The sequence below is a fragment of the Marinobacter sp. F4216 genome, assembly GCF_019931195.1.
GTDB classification, from domain to species: Bacteria; Pseudomonadota; Gammaproteobacteria; order Pseudomonadales; family Oleiphilaceae; genus Marinobacter; species Marinobacter suaedae.
Genome location: NZ_JAIOUO010000003.1, coordinates 311,525 through 326,928, shown reverse-complemented (window position 1 = coordinate 326,928; position 15,404 = coordinate 311,525). Strand labels below are relative to the sequence as shown.

Sequence of the window (15,404 nt, the reverse complement as noted above, 5' to 3'; positions counted from 1 at the left end):
TGTTCGTCTCCTCTGTCGGGCTTATTTCGGCTCACGCTGGTGCCAGTCGGTCACCTGCTGGAACTGGTGGGCGGCGTTGAGCAGTCTTGCCTCGGCAAAATGGTCGCCGATGATCTGCAGGCCGACAGGTAATCCATCGACAAATCCGGCGGGTACAGACATGGCTGGCAGTCCTGCCAGGTTGATGGCGATGGTGAATATGTCCTCCAGATACATGGTCACCGGATCGTTGGTCTTCTCGCCCTGTATGAAGGCGGGTGACGGCGATACCGGGCTCATCAGGACGTCCACTTCCTTGAAGGCGTTGGCGAAATCCTGCTGGATCAGGCGACGGACTTTCTGGGCTTTCAGGTAGTAGGCGTCGTAATAGCCGTGGGACAGGGCGTAGGTGCCCACCAGGATCCGGCGCTTCACTTCGTTACCGAAGCCTTCTGCCCGGGTCCGGGTGTAAAGATCCATGAGGTCTTTCGGGTCTTCGCAGCGGTAGCCGTAGCGCACGCCGTCGAAGCGGGACAGGTTGGCGGAGGCCTCGGCCGGCGCAATCACGTAGTAGGCTGCAATGGCCAACTTGGCATTGGGCAGGGACACTTCCTTGACCGTTGCTCCGAGCTTTTCGTATTCGCGCACTGCAGCACGAACCTGCTCTTCCATGGCTGGGCTGAGCTGGTCAGAGAAGTACTCTTTCGGCAGGCCAATGCGCAGGCCTTTCAGCGGTTCGTTCAATGTGGCGGTGTAATCCGGCACGTCCCGCTCAATGGAGGTGGAGTCTTTCGGATCGAAGCCTGCCATCACATTAAGCATCATGGCGTTGTCTTCGGCCGTCCGCGCCATGGTGCCGCCCTGATCAAGGCTGGAGGCAAAGGCAATCATGCCGTAGCGGGAAACCCGGCCATAAGTGGGCTTGAGGCCAGTGATGCCGCACAAGGCTGCGGGCTGGCGGATGGAACCGCCCGTATCCGTTGCGGTCGCTGCGGGAACCAGTCGCGCCGCGACGGCAGCGGCGGAGCCGCCGGAGGAGCCCCCCGGTACACGTTTCTCGCCATTATCCAGTCCCCAGGGGTTCGTTACCGCGCCGAAGTAGCTGGATTCGTTGGAGGAGCCCATGGCGAACTCGTCCATGTTGGTTTTGCCAAGGCACACGGCGCCGGCCTTGCGGAAGTTTTCCGTTACCGTTGCGTCATAAGGCGGAATGAAGTTTTCCAGCATCCGGGAACCGCAGGTGGTGCGAATACCATTGGTGCAGAAAATGTCCTTGTGGGCAAACGGGATGCCGGTCCAGGGCGTCGCGTTCCCTGCGGCGCGTTGTTCATCTGCGGCTCTGGCATCGGCCAGCGCCTGTTCTTCGGTGACAGTAATAAAGCTGTTGTACTTGCTGTCTTCTTTCTTAATACGGTCAAGCAGCTGCTGGGTCAGTTCCAGGCTTGAAACAGTGCCGCTGTCCAGTTCGCGGGCCAGTTCTGCTACGGTTTTGTTGTGCATGTTGATTCCTGAAGTCGCTGTTCGTCAGATCACTCAATGACTCGGGGAACGAGATAAAGCCCGTCTTCAGTGGCGGGGGCTGTGGCCTGAAAGGCTTCCCGCTGGTTTGTTTCGGTCACCTCGTCGGCGCGCAGGCGCTGAATGGCGTCCAGCGGATGGGCCATGGGCTCAACGGCGTCGGTGTCGGCGGCGCCGAGTTGATCCACCAGGTCGAGGATATTGCCCAGGTCTTTTTCCAAGGCTGAAACCTGATCATCATCCACTTGGATGCGGGCGAGCACAGCGACTTTTTCGATGTTCTCACGGGAAATGGTCACGCAAAGTCTCCCAGTATCTAAACTGTCATTGGTATTCGTACGAGATGTAACACGAAAGTGGCTGGCGCAGGCAGCCGGTGCATTAAACCGATAATGGTAACAGATTCAGGCGAGAGCGGCAGGATCAAAGGTGCCGGAGTATGGGTAAATCGTTAGGTTTCAGGGGTTTTACTGCCTTGCCTGCCGGGGTGCTCACTGCTAAAGTTGCCGCAATATTTTTGCCACCACAACTTTCAGGTTGAAACAACGCGAATGTTTATCAAGAAACTCCGAGGCATGTTTTCCAGCGATCTGTCGATTGATCTGGGTACCGCCAACACCCTTATTTATGTGCGCGAGCGCGGGATTGTGCTGAATGAGCCATCGGTGGTGGCAATTCGGACCAGCAATTCCCAGAAGATGGTCGCCGCCGTGGGTGCTGAAGCGAAGCGCATGCTGGGACGTACGCCGGGGAACATCACTGCCATCCGTCCGATGAAGGACGGTGTGATTGCTGACTTCGTGGTGACTGAAAAAATGCTGCAGCACTTTATTCATAAGGTGCATGAGAACAGCTTTATTACACCCAGTCCTCGAGTTCTTGTGTGTGTACCGAGCAAGTCAACCCAGGTTGAGCGCAAGGCCATTCGTGAGTCGGCTCTGGGCGCGGGCGCGCGGGAAGTTTTCCTGATTGAGGAGCCTATGGCGGCAGCGATTGGTGCCGGGCTGCCGGTGGAAGAAGCCAGCGGTTCCATGATCGTTGATATCGGTGGTGGCACCACAGAGATCGCCATCATTTCCCTCAACGGCATTGTGTATGCCGAATCGGTTCGCGTGGGTGGTGACAAGTTCGACGAAGCCATCGTTACCTATGTGCGCCGTAACTACGGCAGCCTGATCGGCGATACCACCGCAGAACGCATCAAGCATGAGATTGGTTGTGCCTACGAAGGTCTGGAGATTCGCGAAATCGATGTGCGCGGGCGCAACCTGGCCGAAGGTGTACCCCGTGCGTTTACACTGAACAGCGAAGAAATTCTGGACGCGTTGCAGGAGTCCCTGGCGCAAATCGTGCAAACGGTTAAGAGCGCCCTTGAGCAGTCTCCCCCGGAGCTGGCCTCTGATATTGCCGAGCGCGGTATTGTGCTGACTGGCGGTGGTGCGCTGTTGCGGGGGCTGGACAAGCTGCTGAGTGAAGAAACCGGGCTGCCGGTGATCATCGCTGAAGATCCGCTGACCTGTGTGGCCCGGGGCGGCGGCAAGGCGCTTGAGTTGATTGACAAGGGTGGCATTGGAATGTTCTCCCAGGAGGGATAAGCCCGTAGGGAGGAATTACCATTAAGACCATCTTCGTTCAGGGTCCGGTTCCCGGCTTACGACTTCTGTTCATCATTATCCTGTCGGCAGCCCTTGTGGTTGCCGATGCCCGTTTTGATAAGCTCTCGACGGTCCGTAATACCCTCGGAACCGGGCTGGCCCCAGTCTACTGGCTTGGCAATGCGCCACAGCAGCTCAGTGACTGGTTCTCTGGTCTGTTTGTCAGCACAGAAGACTTGCAGCAGGAAAACGAAGATCTCAAAGCTCGGCTCCTGATTCTGGAACGCCGGGCCCTGAAATACGCCGCTCTGGCATCGGAGAACGCCGAACTGCGGCGACTGATGAACTCGTCCCGTGTGCTGGACGACCGATCCATCCTCGGTGAAGTGGTGGGTATCTCCCCGGACCCCTATTCCCACGAAATCATTATCAATAAAGGTTCGAGCGACGGTCTTATCGAAGGTCAGGCGGTACTGGATGCCCATGGTTTGATGGGGCAGGTGGTCCAGACCAGTCAGGTGACGTCCCGGGTTATTCTGGTATCAGACAGCAGTCATGCGGTACCGGTTGAACTGGTTCGCAATGGGCTGCGGGCAATTCTCCTGGGGACCGGTAATCCAGATACCCTTGAGTTGGTTCATGTGCCCGATACGGCGGATATTCGCGAAGGTGACCTCCTGGTCAGTTCCGGGCTGGGAGGGCGTTTCCCGAGAGGGTACCCGGTGGCAGAAGTTGCGCGAATTACAAAAGAACCCGGCGAGCCTTTTGTCTCTATCGAGGCCCGGCCGAAGGCGGAGTTAAATCAGAGCCGACTGATTCTGGTGGTGTTCCAGCCTGAGGTGCCCAAAGCAGACCTGAATGACTCTGAAGGTGGTAGCGGGACCGGGGTCGGACCGGCTGCCGGCGACAGTACAAGGCCGGAGGGTGAAAGCTGATGTTGTCAGTAATCAGTTATCCGGTGTTTGCCGTATCCGTGCTGATCTCCCTGGTACTGAGCATTTCTCTTTTTCCAGTGGACTGGCTCGCCTACCGGCCAGAATGGCTTGGCTTGATTGTGTTCTACTGGACCTTCCGGGCGCCGGCGCAGTTCGGGATTGTGTTGGCCTGGTGTCTGGGGCTGCTGCTCGATGTACTTGAAGCCACGCCTCTGGGGGTTAATGCCATGGCCATGGCGCTTGTGGCTTTCCTTGTGCTGACGGTTCATCAGCGTTTACGCATGTATCCCATTTCCCAGCAATGCCTGATGGTCTTCCTGTTGCTGGGCATCAACCAGATGCTGGTTCACTTTATCAAGCAGATGCTGGGCGCCCAGGATGCAGGCTTTAGTTATCTCTGGCCGGCGGTGACTGGCGCGCTGGTTTGGCCGGTGGTCTGTGTGCTGTTGGATAACATCAATCGCAGATTGGGTTAACCATGTGTGCTGTCGTTCTTGCCTCAGCATCCCCTCGCAGGTCTGAACTCCTGCAGCAAATGGGCGTGTCCTTCACGGTGCAACCGGCGGATGTGGACGAAACACCGAACAGTGGAGAACGCCCCGACACCTACGTGGAGCGTCTGGCCAGAGAAAAAGCCCTGGCGGTCTTTGACGATTACCCGGATGCCCTGGTACTGGGTTCGGATACGTCGGTCGTGCTGGATGATCGTATTCTTGGCAAACCTCTCGATCAGTCAGAGGCCCGGACCATGCTCAAGAGGCTTTCCGGTCGTTCCCATCAGGTCATGACGTCAGTCGCGCTGGTCAGTAAATCCGGGTGCCGCGCTCTGGTGGTGGTGACGGATGTCGAGTTTCGTACTCTGTCGGAGGGAGAGATCGACGCCTATATCGCCAGCGGTGAACCGATGGACAAGGCTGGAAGCTATGGGATTCAGGGTCTTGGTGGTATTTTTGTCAGAGAACTCAGGGGTAGTTACAGTGCGGTGGTTGGCCTGCCGTTGCAGGAAACTGCCGGCCTGCTGGAGCAAGCAGGTTATCCCGTGTGGAAGCGCTGGCCAATCAGTCTGGAGAACTGAAGATGAGTGAAGAAATCCTGATCAATGTGACGCCGGTAGAAACCCGGGTCGCCCTGGTGGAAAACGGTATGCTGCAGGAGGCATACATCGAACGCACCAGCCGCAAGGGCATCGTCGGAAATATCTACAAGGGCAAGGTGGTCAGGGTGCTTCCGGGGATGGAAGCGGCATTTGTCGATATCGGCCTCGAACGAGCCGCCTTTATTCACGCTTCTGACGTGATCTCCCAGAACTCCTCTGAAGATACTAACGACTCCCCGAAGACTGTGCCTGACATTCGCACACTGCTCCGGGAAGGGCAGTCACTGGTGGTCCAGGTCACCAAGGATCCGATTGGTACCAAGGGTGCCCGGCTGACGACGCAGTTATCGATTCCCTCCCGCTATCTGGTCTTCATGCCCGGCGTATCCCATGTCGGGATTTCCCAGAGGATTGAGGACGAAGCCGAACGCACTCGCCTGAAGGAACTGGTGGAACAGGCTGCCGCCGAAGAGACCGAGGTGCAGGGCGGCTATATCATCCGTACCGCCGCCGAAAGCGCCTCACCCGAGGACCTGATCGGAGACATGGCATACCTGCATCGGCTCAGCCAGTCCATTCAGGAGCGAATCTCCAGGGTGAAGGAGCCGGCGGTCATTTATCAGGACCTTCCCCTGTTTATCCGTACCATCCGGGACCTGATCAGGCCGCAGACGGAAAAGGTCCGCATCGATAGCCGGGAGAGCCATCAGCGGGTCATGGAGTTCGTCCAGGAGTTTGTCACTGAGTTTTCCAACAAGGTGGAGTATTACCCCGGTGAGCGTCCGATCTTTGATCTGTACTCGGTGGAAGATGAAATCCAGAAGGCCCTCAGTCGCAAGGTGCAGCTGAAATCCGGTGGCTACGTCATCATCGACCAGACTGAAGCAATGACCACCATCGACATCAATACGGGCGGCTTCGTGGGGCACCGGAATCTTGAGGAAACCATTTTCAAGACCAACCTGGAAGCGGCCAGATCCATCAGTCGCCAACTGAGGCTACGCAACCTCGGCGGTATCATAATTATTGATTTTATCGACATGGAAGATCCGGAGCATCAGCGTCAGGTCCACAGGATGCTCGAGAAGATGCTCGAGCGTGACCACGCCAAGACCAAGATCACCGGCGTATCAGAGCTGGGACTGGTGGAGATGACCCGCAAACGGACCACGGAAAGCCTGGGCCAGGTGCTCTGCGAACCGTGCCCGATCTGCGATGGACGGGGCTTCCTCAAGACCAGCGAAACCGTGTGTTATGAGGTGTTCCGGGAAATTCTCCGGGTGAATCGGGCCTATGACGCGGAAAGCTACCTGGTGATGGCCTCCCAGAGCGTGGTTGATCGCCTGCTGGATGAGGAGTCTGACAACGTCGCCGATCTGGAGACGTTTATTGGTAAAACGATTCGCTTTCAGGTGGAACCCTTCTACAGCCAGGAGCAATACGATGTGGTTCTGCTCTGACGCGAGGGTGACGGGCTGGCCGCTGGGTTAGGGGAGTCAAATGTCCGCCACCGGTTCGGAAAACAGGGCTGCCGAGCAGACTTCCCCGAGGCCTGCACTGAGGTTTGCTGCCCGCTTATCCAGCGTCATCTGGTGGCTGTTGCTCGCGGTGTTGGTGCTGCTGGCGCTCTATGCCGGAGTTGGCCGGCAGTTGACGAGTAATGTCGACCGATACACCGCAGACCTTGAATCCGAGCTTTCGGCCCGTCTCGGCCATCAGGTATCCATCGAGCAATTATCTTCCCGCTGGTTCTGGCTTGATCCTTCCTTTACCGCTCGCAACGTTGTCGTTCGCAGACCCGACTCCGACGACTCACTGGCACAGATCGAGTATTTCCGGATTCGCTTTGATTTTTTGTCATCCCTGCTTCGTTGGCGGGTGGTGTTCGAAGACTTTGAGCTGGACGGTGTTGAGCTAGCCCTTCGGCAGTCGAATGAAGGCGAATTGAGGGTTCGCGGGGCCGAGCTGCCCGAGCCAGTAAACAACCGGCTAAATCGATTATTGCAGCTGGCCGGTGAATGGTTGTCCGAGCCCTATGCGAAGGTGACGCGCCTCAGCCTGTCGCTGAAAGACAGCGAGGGCGAGTTGCGTCACGTCGACATCCCACAGCTTGATCTGGTTTATCGCGACGGCCTGTTCCGTGCCTCCGGGCGGGCGATCAAATCGGGGGCGACCGAGCAGTTGGCCAGTTTCCGTCTGGTTGGCCGGCATTTCTTTAGAGGCGATTTTACCGGTCAACTGTATCTGGATGTGCAGTCCGGTCGCCTTTTCGACGCCTTGATCGACGAGTACGAATGGCGCGACATTCGGGTTGAAGGTGTCGATCTGGGTGGCGAGGCCTGGCTTACCTTTCAGGATGGCGAGGTTCAGCAGGTTAACGGACGTCTCAATACCCCTTATCTTCAGCTATCGGTTGGTAACGAATCCCTGGCGCCCATCGAAAATATACAGGCGCGATTTGGCTGGCGGCGATCGGGGCACCCCCTGTCTTCGGTGGCCTCCGGGAGCGAAGCGGCCGATGTGTCAGAACAGCCTGGCGAGTGGCACCTTCAGGAACTTCAGTGGCAGTGGAACGCAGACAAGGTGTCACCATTCAGCCTGAGTATGGTTCCGTCTGAAAACGGCTTGCTGGCCAGTGCCGATGCGTTGCCTCTCGGGCCCATACAGCGCCTGCTGTCGGCACTTCCCGTCCTGCCAGAACCCGCTTCAAACGCACTGGTCAATTATCGACCGGAGGGGTTTCTTGACGGGGTTACGCTCTGGTTTCCCAAAGACCCGGAAAGCAGCTTTGAGTTCGGGGGGCAGCTGCGAGACGTGCGTGTCGAGGCGTTCGGTGGCGCTCCGGCCCTGAGTGGCGTGGCGGGTCAGCTCTGGCTGGATCGTGAAGCGGGATATGTTGACCTTACCAGCGAGGATGGGCCAGTCGGCATGGCTTTCCCGGGGCTGTATAGCCAAGGGTGGTTATTTCCGGGGTTCAACGGTCGCGTGTCGTGGCAATTCGATAACACAGGGTTCAGGGTGTTCTCCGAGAACCTGAATCTACAGTATGGGAAAGACACCCGCTTTACCGGCGCTTTTGAGCTGGCCAAGGCACCCGAGGAGCCGACCGGGCTGGAACTCGATGTTGGTGTCGCGAATGGCAATGAGCAGACGCTGTCCGCATTTTTACCAGATAAACCCCTCAACCCGGGTCTCTACGACTGGCTGACCGAGGCCATCCAAACAGCAGATAATATTTCCGGTTATTACCGGGGCAGCGGCCAGATTGGCGCCCTGGCGGCCAAGGGCTCCTTTGAGTCGTCAATGGAATTCGGCTTTGACAAAGCGACCGTGGCCTATCACGAACGCTGGCCCGTGGTGTCCGGAGCCAGTGGGCGGGTGGTTGTGCAGGACGGGGTAACCAATGTGAGCCTGGATTCGGCTCGCACCGGGGGCATCACGCTTGAGCCGAGTGACGTCCAGGTTGCCTCTGAAGACGGCGACACGGTGGTACGTGTGAACGCTGCCGGAGAATTTCCCGGTGAAGCGATTGGCTTCTGGCTGAAAAACAGCCCACTCGGGGAAATCGCTTCCGAGCGGGCTGCTGAATTGGATATTGACGGCGATTACCAGATGGCACTGTCGATCGCGCTGCCGTTAAGCAGTGAAGCGGAACCAGTCGTCGACCTGCAGGTGAAGACTGAGTCGGGCTCGGTGCGTTATCCCACTGCTGATCTGGGGTGGCAGGGTATCACTGGTGAAATTAGCTACCAGACCGAATCCGGTATTTCTGGCCTGGGTTTGAGTGCCCGGTTTCTCGGCCAACCGGTAGAGATCACCCTGGCTTCATCCGCAAACGACTCGGGCGTTTCCGTGCGTCAGTGGGGCCAGATGTCTGTGCCGGACCTGTTTCGTCTCGCCGGGCGCGACGAGGGAGCGGGTTTCGGGGTAAGCGGAACGGTTTCCTATGTGGCCGAGCTGAAGATGGGGGACAACTCCAGTCCGGGAGTGAATCTGCGTTCCGGTCTGAGGGGGGTGGCTCTGGACTGGCCTGGTGCGCTGGGCAAGACTGCCGATGAGGTTGCGCCCCTGAAAGCCATCGTGAACCCCGGGGCCGACGGTGGAATTGAGATCATCGCCGATTGGGAGAATCGCGCGGCCTTTTCCCTGCTTTTCAGGGACTCAGGGCTGGATCTCAACGTGAAGCACCTGTATCTCAAGGACCAGCGTCTCGAAAATATCCAGCTCGAAGCAACGGCTCTGGAGGATCGGTGGATCATTGATGCTCGCTCGGAGCGGGTGGAGGGGCGCCTGGTTGTGCCGGAGCAAGGCATTGTGGTGGCCGACATCGAGACGCTTCGACTCAGGCGTGGCGACAATGACGAAGACGATGCCAGAAGCCTGCTAACCTTGGAAGAGCAGCTCGAAGCCTTCCGATCACTGGGAATGGGAGACTGGCCAGACATCGATGTCACGATCGCCGATCTGCAACTGGATACTGAGTCGGTGGGCTCCTGGGCTTTTCGTCTGCGTCCGGAAGCCGAGCGATTGAGTGTTGAAGGCATCGAAGGGAGGCTGAGTTCGCTGAGTGTTGTGGGCGATATGGTCTGGAGTATTGTCGGTGCGCGTGAAACCACGCGATTCAACGGGCAGATTTCGGGCGGGGCGCTGAACGATCTGGGCCCACTCCTGGGCTACGATGTGCCGCTCACCAACAAAACAACCAACATCGAGCTTGATGTTGACTGGCCCGGCCGGCCGGACGAGTTCGGCATCAGGCGACTGAGTGGATCGGTCCAGCTCAGGCTTGACGAAGGGGTCATACTGGAACAAAACAATACCGCTCAGTTGTTCCGGGTGTTCAACCTGCTCAATGCCGACACGCTCTGGCGCCGTTTGAAACTGGATTTTTCAGACCTTTATGAGCGTGGTGTGGCCTTCGATGCGATTTCCGGGCAGGCTCAGATCACAGAGGGGCTGCTCACGCTGGACCCGGAGCTTCAGGTAGTTGGGCCTTCGGGTGCCTTCCGGCTAGTAGGTGCTACCAACATGGTGCAGGAAAGCCTGGATATGAAGCTGGTGGTTGTGCTTCCCTTGACTCAGAACCTGCCGCTGGCGGCCCTGTTGATGGGGGCGGGTGCCCCGATCGGTGGGGCTCTTTTTGTCCTGGATAAAGTCCTTGGAGACCCGCTCAGCAAGCTGACCAGTGCCACCTACCGTGTCGGCGGTACCTGGGATAATCCAGAGGTTTCACTTCAACGGGTCTTTGATACCGGCCAGTAACAGGAGGGGTTATGACAGCAGCACAGTCTCAACGAGTGGCAGCCATTCAAATGGTCAGCGGCCGCGATATCGACGTCAATCTGAAAGAGGCCGGCCGGCTGCTCGAACAGGCCGCCGCGAAGGGCGCGGCTGTTGCTGTTCTGCCAGAAAATTTTGCGGTATTGGCTACCGACCAGATGATCCGTTGTGGCAATCGGGAAGTTGAGGGTGATGGTCTGATCCGTCGTTTTCTGGCTGACCGGGCCAGGGAATTAGGCATATGGATTGTCGGCGGCTCACTGCCCGTCGCCACCAGGCCCGACGGTTCGCGCATTGACGACCGGGTCCGATCCAGTTGCCTGGTTTATGACGCCAACGGGCACCAGGTGGCTCGCTACGACAAAATCCACCTGTTTGACGCGATGGTTGAGGACGCCCACGGCCAGTACCGGGAATCGGATACCTTCGAGCCGGGTGACCAGGTGGTAACGGTGGACACACCGGCGGGTGTTGTTGGTATGGCGATTTGTTACGACCTGCGCTTCCCCGAACTGTTCCGCGCACTTCGAGAGAAAGGTGCCACTTGGGCCTGCCTTCCCAGTGCCTTTACCTGGCAGACAGGCGAGGCGCACTGGCACGCTCTGATTCGGGCGCGTGCCATCGAAAACCAGTTGTGGATCGTGGCCCCCAACCAGGGCGGGCAGAACAGTGAGCGGCGCAAAACCTATGGCCATTCACTGATCTGCGACCCATGGGGCAGGGTAGTCTCTGAACGGGATCAGGAGGGGCCGGGAATTGTCTCCGGAGATCTGAATATGGAGCAGTTAACGGAGCTGAGAAAGCGGATGCCCGTCTGGGAGCATCGCCGGCTTTAAGGCAGTGGCTGCACTGCTTTCTCAGGGATTTTCGGCTTCGGCGTCGTCAATGCATTCTCGCAGGTAGCGGAACAGCTTCTTCGCCTGTCCCGTGTTCTTCTCTTTTTCCAGATCTTTGCGGGCGTTACGGGCCAGATTACGGAGGTGCTGTAGGTCGGAGGTCGGGCAATAGCTGAAAAACTCCCCGACCGCACTGTCGCCTTCGGAAATCATACGATCGCGCCAGCGTTCGGCCAAATGATGCCGGCGGGTGTGTTCTTCGCTACCGGCGTCGAATGCATCAATCGCCCGCTTGATACCATCGGGATCATCTTCCCGGCGAATGACTTTGCCAATGTACTGCAAGTGACGTCGCCGGGCCTCATGCTGGCGGATCCGGTGGGACTCTGCCACGGCGGATTTGAGGGTTTCGCTGATTGGCAGTGTGTCCAGCTGGTCGCGGCTCAGTTCGAGCATTCGTTTACCAAGGTCCTGCAGTGCCTGCATTTCGCGCTTGAGCTGGGATTTACTTTTTCCAAACTCGTCGTCTTCGTAGGAATCGTGTTCGCTCATGATGGATCCGTATACTCGGGTCAGAGGCTGTCCGTTAGCCGTAAAAGATGGTGGCCAGGCCAAGGAACGCCATGAAACCCACCACATCGGTGACAGTCGTCAGGATAACGCTGCCGGCCAGTGCCGGGTCAATGTTCCTGGATTTGAGAAACAGGGGTAAAACCGTTCCAACCAGAGCCGCTGCAACCAGGTTAATGACCAGTGCGGCGGCAATGATGGCACCGATCAGCATATCGTTGAACCAGAGGGCGGCCGCGGCGGCCACCACCAGGGCCCAGAACAGCCCATTCAATACCCCGGACAGGAATTCCCGGTTTAACAGCCAGCCCACATTGGCGCCGCTGATCTGGCCGACAGCCATGCCGCGGATAACCAGAGTCAGGGTTTGGCTACCGGCGATGCCGCCCATGCTGGCAACAATCGGCATAAGGACCGCCAAGGCAACGACCTTGGAAATGGTCTCTTCAAACAGGCCGATGACACCGGCGGCAATGAAGGCTGTGATCAGATTAATGCCCAGCCATACGGCGCGCCGGCGGGTGGTTTTCCAGACCGGAGCAAAGGTATCTTCGTCTTCATCCAGACCCGCCATGCTCATCAGGGAGTGGTCGGCCTCTTCCCGAATAACATCGACCACGTCATCAATGGTGATTCGGCCCAATAGCTTGCCATCATCATTGACCACTGGCGCCGAGATCAGGTCGTAGCGCTCGAACAGTGTCGCTACCTTGGTGTCTTGCAGTTCCACCGGTATCGGCTCGATGTCTGTGTCCATCACTTCCCGGACGGTGGAAGCCGGGTTGGACACCAGCATGGTGGTGATCGGCAACATGCCGATGAAGTCATCCCGACGGCTGACCACGATCAGGCTGTCGGTCATGGGGGGCAGGTTGCGGTGACGGCGCAGGTAACGAAGGACAACGTCGATACTGATGTCCGGACGGACCGTAATGGTGTCCGTGTTCATCAGGCCGCCGGCGGTGTCCTCCGGGTAGGACAGGACTTCCTCGACCCGCTGGCGATCCTGCTCATCCATGGTGTCGAGCACTTCCTGGATGACCGTATCAGGAAGTTGCTGAAGCAAGTCGGCGAGGTCATCGGACTCGAAGTCCTCGATGATGTCGGCCAGTTCCTGAACGTTCAGCTGGCTCAGGAAGTAACCCCGGATGTCATCGCTCAGGTACTGGAGAACCTCACCTTCGAGCTGTTTGTCCACCAGATTCCAGAGCAGGGCGCGCTGGCGAGGAGGGGACGATTCCAGAAGGTGGGCAATATCACTGGGGCTCAGGCCGCCATTCAGGATACGGGCGACCTGCTTCAGGGATCCGCTGTCTAGGGCTTCGCTCAGGGAGCGTAGCCGCTGGCGAGCCTGACTTTTTTCCAGTATGTCTGTCATGGATTACCTGCAGTCAGAAAACCCCTGCATTATAGCGGAGTTAGGGTGTCTTGGTGAGGGGGGACGTTCAGGTAAATCTGGCGCGTAACGTAGCCTTACTCACCCTCGCCGAAATAGTCGTTGATGAGGGCGGTTAAGGCATCCACTGCAGCTTCTTCGTCCGGGCCATCGGCCACCAGCTCGACTTCGGTGCCTTGGCTGGCGGCCAACATCATGACTTGCATGATGTTCTTGGCATCCACCTCCCGGCCTTTGCCGTGAATTCGCACGTTGCTGTCGAACTCCGAGGCAGTGGCCACCAGCTTGGCAGTGGCACGGGCATGGAGACCAAGCTTGTTAATGATGGTGATAGGGCGCCGAATCATATCCAGATCAGTTGTTGTCAGGCAGTTGCAGATGAGGCAGTTCTGAATGCCTTAACTGAACGTTGCCGTAGCGACGTCGAAAATGCTGGCACAGCTGTTCGCTGACAAACACCGAGCGATGCTGGCCACCGGTGCAGCCAATGGAAATGGTCATGTAACTGCGGTTACTGTCGGCAAACGCCGGCAGCCAGCTCTCCAGAAATCCGATCAGGTCATCCACCATTTTTCGGCTGGCTGGCTCCTGCTCCAGGAAATCGATAACGGGTTGGTCCAGACCGGTGTAGTTGCGCAGGCTGTGATCCCAGTAGGGGTTGGGCAGACAGCGCACATCGAAGACATAATCCGAATCCAGCGGAACGCCATGCTTGAAACCAAAGGACTGGATGAGCAGAGCCAGTTCCTGGTCTTTACGTCCGACCACGCGTTGCTTGACCATGTCGCGCAGTTCGTAAATCGACGTGCCGGTGGTGTCAATATAGAGATCGGCCAGTTTGGATAGGGGTTCCAGCAGGTTTTTTTCGTTGTGAATGGCTTCCCGGAGGGACGTTTTATCATCGCTCAGTGGATGTTTGCGTCTGGTAGCGTGAAAGCGCTGGAGTAACGACTGTTCGTCCGCATCGAGGAAAATGATCTCAACCTGGAGGGCTGTCGATTTCAGCTGGCGGTATATATCCTCGAAGTTGCTCAGTTCCCCGGACAGGTTCCTGGCATCGATGCTCACGGCCATTTTGCTGAGCCTGCCCGGTGTCGCATGCTCGGTGGCTTCCTGAGTCAGCGGGAACAGCAGACCGATTGGCAGGTTGTCGATGCAGTAGTAGCCGAGATCTTCCAGTACATGGAGCGCTGTACTTTTACCGGAACCAGACCTGCCACTGACGATAATCAGTTTCATGGTTTCTCAGCCTCCCCTGTCGATGAATGATTACGGGTTTCCGGCGGTCATGTGCTGGTAGAGGGTGCCGGACGCTTCGCACTGGCGAAGCCGGTCGCAAAATGCACGATCGTTGAACTTCTCCGCCAGCTGGCTCAGCAGTTCAAGGTGCTCGCTGGTTGCTTCCTTTGGCACGATCAGGGCAAAAACCAGATCGACAGGCTGGTTGTCGATGGCGTCGAAATCAATGCTTTGTTCCAGTGTTACCAGAACACCGATGACATGATCGAGGCCTTCCAGTCGGCAGTGGGGAATGGCGATGCCCTGGCCAATGCCGGTGCTGCCAAGGCGCTCCCGTGCCACCAGGTTGTTGAAAATCTGCGTTGCGTTGAGCGTGGCGTCGTGCTGGTGAATTTGCTCGGCAATAGACTCCAGTACCCGTTTCTTGCTCGATGCAGGAATCCTGCACAGGGAAAGTTCGGGCAAAAGGATGTTATCGATTGTCAGGGATGTGTCGCTCATGGATCGACTGCATGTCGGTTAAAAAAAGCTGCGGCAGGATACCCTGGCCGCAGCGCGATTCGCTGTTGTTCACGGATCCGGTCGCTACCGGGAGCCGTTACCGTGCTTACGGTCTACGTTCTTTTCCTTGTGCTTGAGGATCTGGCGGTCAAGCTTATCGATCAGGGCATCGATTGCCGCGTACATGTCCTCGTTTTCAGCCTTTGCGTGAATTTCACCGCCAACCACATGCATGGTTGCTTCCGCCAGCTGGCGCACCTTTTCCACCTCCAGGGTGACCTGGCAATTGTTGATGTGGTCAAAGTGCCGTTCCAGTTTTTCGAATTTCTCTGAAACGTAATCCTTCAGTGCGGGAGTCAGTTCTACATGATGGCCTGAAATGTTGAGTTGCATAGGCGTCTCCTGTTGTCATCATGCCGGCCCAAACTGGGGCCGGGCTGAGCGCTGGTGCGGTGTTCT

15 protein-coding genes are annotated in these 15,404 nt (G+C 57.6%); 7 read left to right on the top strand and 8 right to left on the bottom strand.

From position 1 onward, the window contains the following. Positions 1 to 21: 21 nt before the first annotated feature. Both gatA and gatC read right to left on the bottom strand, forming a co-directional pair. Positions 22 to 1,479 carry an Asp-tRNA(Asn)/Glu-tRNA(Gln) amidotransferase subunit GatA gene (gene gatA, locus K8I84_RS06930; protein WP_223794008.1) on the bottom strand — a complete coding sequence of 486 codons (1,458 nt, stop codon included), beginning with the start codon at positions 1,477 to 1,479 and terminating at the stop codon, positions 22 to 24. A gap of 29 nt (positions 1,480 to 1,508) precedes the next feature. Then, positions 1,509 to 1,796 carry an Asp-tRNA(Asn)/Glu-tRNA(Gln) amidotransferase subunit GatC gene (gene gatC / locus K8I84_RS06925; protein ID WP_223794007.1) on the bottom strand — a complete coding sequence of 96 codons (288 nt, stop codon included), beginning with the start codon at positions 1,794 to 1,796 and terminating at the stop codon, positions 1,509 to 1,511. Between the two features lie 252 nt (positions 1,797 to 2,048). Here gatC and K8I84_RS06920 point away from each other — a divergent pair, with 252 nt between their 5' ends. The 7 genes from K8I84_RS06920 to K8I84_RS06890 are packed head-to-tail and all read left to right on the top strand — an operon-like array spanning position 2,049 to position 11,239. Beyond that, on the top strand, positions 2,049 to 3,092 hold the full coding sequence (locus K8I84_RS06920) for a rod shape-determining protein (RefSeq protein WP_223794006.1): 1,044 nt from the start codon (positions 2,049 to 2,051) through the stop codon (positions 3,090 to 3,092). A gap of 29 nt (positions 3,093 to 3,121) precedes the next feature. Then, the gene (gene mreC, locus K8I84_RS06915) at positions 3,122 to 4,027 is read left to right on the top strand and encodes a rod shape-determining protein MreC (RefSeq protein WP_317848209.1); all 906 of its coding nucleotides are present in this window, start codon (positions 3,122 to 3,124) and stop codon (positions 4,025 to 4,027) included. Continuing rightward, positions 4,027 to 4,503 (top strand): rod shape-determining protein MreD, encoded by a 477-nt coding sequence (gene mreD, locus K8I84_RS06910; RefSeq protein ID WP_223794005.1) that lies wholly within the window; start codon positions 4,027 to 4,029, stop codon positions 4,501 to 4,503. Before mreC ends, mreD begins: the two co-directional genes overlap by 1 nt. Positions 4,504 to 4,505: 2 nt before the next feature. Then, entirely contained in the window at positions 4,506 to 5,102 is a 597-nt protein-coding gene (locus K8I84_RS06905; RefSeq protein ID WP_223794004.1) for a Maf family protein, read from the top strand. Positions 5,103 to 5,104: 2 nt separating this feature from the next. Next, a complete protein-coding gene (gene rng / locus K8I84_RS06900) occupies positions 5,105 to 6,583 on the top strand; it encodes a ribonuclease G (RefSeq protein WP_223794003.1) in 1,479 nt (492 codons plus the stop codon). 40 nt (positions 6,584 to 6,623) lie between these two features. Continuing rightward, positions 6,624 to 10,385 carry a YhdP family protein gene (locus K8I84_RS06895; protein WP_223794002.1) on the top strand — a complete coding sequence of 1,254 codons (3,762 nt, stop codon included), beginning with the start codon at positions 6,624 to 6,626 and terminating at the stop codon, positions 10,383 to 10,385. A gap of 11 nt (positions 10,386 to 10,396) precedes the next feature. Then, positions 10,397 to 11,239: a carbon-nitrogen hydrolase family protein gene (locus K8I84_RS06890; RefSeq protein WP_223794001.1), complete on the top strand. Its 843-nt coding sequence runs from the start codon at positions 10,397 to 10,399 to the stop codon at positions 11,237 to 11,239. A gap of 21 nt (positions 11,240 to 11,260) precedes the next feature. On the opposite strand, the gene yjgA is transcribed toward K8I84_RS06890, so the two are convergent. The 6 genes from yjgA to hpf form a co-directional block, all read right to left on the bottom strand. Beyond that, positions 11,261 to 11,791 carry a ribosome biogenesis factor YjgA gene (gene yjgA / locus K8I84_RS06885; protein WP_223794000.1) on the bottom strand — a complete coding sequence of 177 codons (531 nt, stop codon included), beginning with the start codon at positions 11,789 to 11,791 and terminating at the stop codon, positions 11,261 to 11,263. Positions 11,792 to 11,825: 34 nt separating this feature from the next. Further along, on the bottom strand, positions 11,826 to 13,187 hold the full coding sequence (gene mgtE, locus K8I84_RS06880; protein WP_223793999.1) for a magnesium transporter: 1,362 nt from the start codon (positions 13,185 to 13,187) through the stop codon (positions 11,826 to 11,828). Between the two features lie 95 nt (positions 13,188 to 13,282). Next, complete coding sequence (locus tag K8I84_RS06875; protein ID WP_223793998.1) at positions 13,283 to 13,552, bottom strand: HPr family phosphocarrier protein; 270 nt, start codon at positions 13,550 to 13,552, stop codon at positions 13,283 to 13,285. A gap of 7 nt (positions 13,553 to 13,559) precedes the next feature. Next, positions 13,560 to 14,444 carry an RNase adapter RapZ gene (rapZ, locus tag K8I84_RS06870; protein WP_223793997.1) on the bottom strand — a complete coding sequence of 295 codons (885 nt, stop codon included), beginning with the start codon at positions 14,442 to 14,444 and terminating at the stop codon, positions 13,560 to 13,562. Positions 14,445 to 14,474: 30 nt separating this feature from the next. After that, positions 14,475 to 14,945: a PTS IIA-like nitrogen regulatory protein PtsN gene (ptsN, locus tag K8I84_RS06865; RefSeq protein ID WP_223793996.1), complete on the bottom strand. Its 471-nt coding sequence runs from the start codon at positions 14,943 to 14,945 to the stop codon at positions 14,475 to 14,477. A gap of 84 nt (positions 14,946 to 15,029) precedes the next feature. Further along, the gene (gene hpf / locus K8I84_RS06860; RefSeq protein ID WP_223793995.1) at positions 15,030 to 15,338 is read right to left on the bottom strand and encodes a ribosome hibernation promoting factor; all 309 of its coding nucleotides are present in this window, start codon (positions 15,336 to 15,338) and stop codon (positions 15,030 to 15,032) included. Positions 15,339 to 15,404: the final 66 nt, after the last annotated feature.